Source organism: Acinetobacter sp. P1(2025) (genome assembly GCF_051390655.1).
Taxonomy (GTDB): domain Bacteria; phylum Pseudomonadota; class Gammaproteobacteria; order Pseudomonadales; family Moraxellaceae; genus Acinetobacter; species Acinetobacter junii.
In genome coordinates, this window is sequence record NZ_JBPKBJ010000139.1 from 1 (window position 1) to 3,191 (window position 3,191).

General features: G+C 37.9%; 1 protein-coding gene and 1 pseudogene. Both read right to left on the reverse strand.

Going from position 1 to position 3,191, the window contains the following annotated elements; translation table 11 throughout:
• Positions 1-113: 113 nt before the first annotated feature.
• A pseudogene (locus ACSC97_RS17965) lies at positions 114-2,111 on the reverse strand (ligand-gated channel protein); the annotation flags it as partial.
• Between the two features lie 229 nt (positions 2,112-2,340).
• Entirely contained in the window at positions 2,341-2,979 is a 639-nt protein-coding gene (gene nfuA / locus ACSC97_RS17970; RefSeq protein ID WP_004956172.1) for a Fe-S biogenesis protein NfuA, read from the reverse strand.
• Positions 2,980-3,191: the final 212 nt, after the last annotated feature.

The window sequence follows — 3,191 nt, forward strand, 5'->3', positions numbered from 1 at the left end:
TCTACGTTTGATTGGTTTTGGGAAAAAAGAGGAATTTAAGAAAGTGCTCGCAATTTTAAGAAAGAAAAAGCCTGATAGGACAAGGGCTCTATGAAATTTGTCGTGTACAGAGATGTAAGTCCTAAATTATAACGTCGACCATCCAACACATAACTATAAGTTTCTGTATCTATTTCCTTATCTAGCACATTATATACCCCTGCGGCAATTGCGACATTTTGCGTAGGTTTATAATTGACACCAACATCTACCATCGTATAGGCAGGCTTACCTTTCGCCATCGCTGTTCGACTTAAATAGTCAGATGTTTTACTGCGATAATTAACTCTTGCCCAACTAGAAAACTGATCTGATACTTCCCAATCCGCTGTTGTATTGAACATATGCTTAGGCATTTCATTTAAAGGCTTACCTTTATTAATACCACTCTTCTGTTCTGTATCTGTAAAAGTGTAATTCGCTGATACATTCACATTAGGCAACGCCTGCCATCCGAACGTCAGTTCAGCACCACGCATATTGGCTTTATCCACGTTCTCACGTAAGCTGACAAAGTCGAATTTTTCACCTAACCAATCACACTCTAAGGCACCAACATTTTCACCCTGACAGGTTCTAACTTCTGTAATTTTATCTTTGAAATCACTATTAAAAATAGTAAGTCCAGCAGTGAGATGATCTAAATTATCCCAGTTGAAAGACACCTCATAGTTAACACTTTTTTCAGGTTTTAGGTCTGGATTACCAACAATTACGCCCTTACTTTGACCACCACCTGTTGCTTGCCCCCACTCTGCTACCGTCGCACGAAGTGCAGGCGTTTTATATCCTGTAGACACGCCTCCTTTAATCACCCAATGATCATTTAAACCCCAAACGCCATAGATTTTTGGACTCCAATGATCACCAAACTTCTCATCTTCATCTAAACGTAATGATGTAGTCAGAGTGAAATCATCTATAACATTCCATGCATTTTCAGCAAACAGTGCCCAACTGTAACGATCTAAACTTGAGACAGGTTTTGCCCCTCCCACACTAAGTTGATTGCCTTGATCATCTAATTCTTCTTTTAAATACATTCCACCAAAACTCAAACTATGACGATCAAAGTTAATCTTGTTAATCGTATTAAAAGTAGTATTGATGGCTTCCATATTGCGTGAAGGATTTTCATTTTCTTCACGCTGAATATATGAATGTGTTTCAACGGGACCAAGCTGACCTCGATGAGTTAAGCTGTATTCTGTTCGATAATAATCTGTAAGTGAATCTACTGGAGGATTTCGACCTGTTTGTACAGGAGAGATACTTTTTCCAACGGTTCCATTACGATTTTGAATTGAACGCTGATAGTCCAAATCAATCGTATGCTGATCATTCGGGGTCAGACTCAAGGCTGCACCACCAGCACGAATTTTCTGCTCCTTATAACCTCCATATATCTCGTCTTCATCTCGCTGAGAATATAAGCCATTTGCTTTGAACGACAACAGATTTGCAATTAAAGGACCAGCGATATATGCATTGGTTTGATAAAGATGACCTGATTTTGAATTTTCTTGTAGTGTTGTATCTAGCTTAATAGAACCTGTCCATTGAGCTGTATTTTTTTTAGTAATAATATTAATTACACCGCCCATCGCATCCGAGCCATATAAACCAGACATTGGACCGCGAATCACCTCAATTCGTTCAATCGCGCCAATATTGGGTAACCAACCTTGCTCGATCCCAGAATTATCACTATTTGGTCTCACAGAGCGGGTATTCACTTTTTTACCATCGACCATAATCACGGTATAGGCACTTCCCATACCCCGTATACTAATATCACTAGAACTGCCTCCCCCCGTCACTACAACACCTGGAATATCTTTCAGTGCATCTGTGACATCACGATAAGCTTTTTTATTAATTTCTTCTTGTGAAAGTACTGAGATCGAGGCTGCTGCTTTCTTTATGTCTTGTTCAAAACCACTCGCTGTCACCACGATAGTCTCTAATTGATTAAGCTCTTGTGTTTTAGTTTCTGCTGCAAATGCAATGGAAAGCATTCCGCTCATCACTAAAAGCGTGAGTAAAGATTTACGGGTTATTTTATTCGACATAGTTTTCACCTAAACGAGACAAATCTTAAGATTTGCTTAAAAATTTATGTGAATTCTAACAAAAAAAACAGTAAAACTCAATACAAATGATAATTATTATTATTTAAATACTCATTAACACACATGATTTTATTGTTATGAAACAATATTAAAAACAAAATAAAGGTTCAAAAATTAAAAAAAGAGCCTCATATAGGCTCTTTTTTATTCATGAATGCAATCCTTCAAATTACTTGAAATATGCACCTTCTGATTGAGTATGATCTGTTTGATCTACAACACGCTGTAATTCTGGAACATGCTGTTTTAAAGTGGTTTCAACACCTTGTTTCAAAGTCACATCAATCGCTGAACAACCTTGGCAACCACCGCCAAACTTCAATACGGCTGTTAAACCATGCTCTGGATCATTTTGTACTTCCACAAGACTACAATTACCGCCATGACCTTCTAAACCTGGATTAATTTCAGATTGTAATACATAAGTAATACGCTCTTCGATTGATGCATCAGGTCCTACACGTGGAACTTTCGAGTTAGGTGCACGGAAAGTCAGCTGACCACCAAAACGATCTTTATTGTAATCAATGACTGCATCAACTAAATAAGGAATCGATGGTGCATCTACATATGCAGGAAAGTCTGGATAATCCTGTTTATAGTCCGTTGGTACCACTTCTTCAGGCGCGCTATAAGCCATACAACACTCAGCACGTGGTGTTCCTGGATGCTCTACAAAAACTCGAACGCCAATTCCTGGAGTATTTTGTTTTGCTAATAGATCACGTAAATACTCTTGTGCAGAGGGAGTAATCAAAAGGTTTGGAATTTCTTCTGCGACAGCAGTGTTGGTGTTCTCAGTCGACATAACAATAATCCTCAAGCTGATGTCGTTATATTAACCGAAGATGGAGGGTAATAAAAAAAAATCAACCATTTTTGTAGGAATTATATGCAAGATGATTGTTTATAGGACTTACGCATTGACGGATTCAAAAAAGTATTAAAATAGTTTATAAAGTATCTGTGATCAGACGAACTAAACATGCTTCTACAGCAACTTGTACATTACCCATTTAT

Coding starts and splice junctions, on each gene's coding strand:
- nfuA (WP_004956172.1), bottom strand. CDS start 2,979: ATGTCGACTGAGAACACCAACACTGCTGTCGCAGAAGAAATTCCAAAC.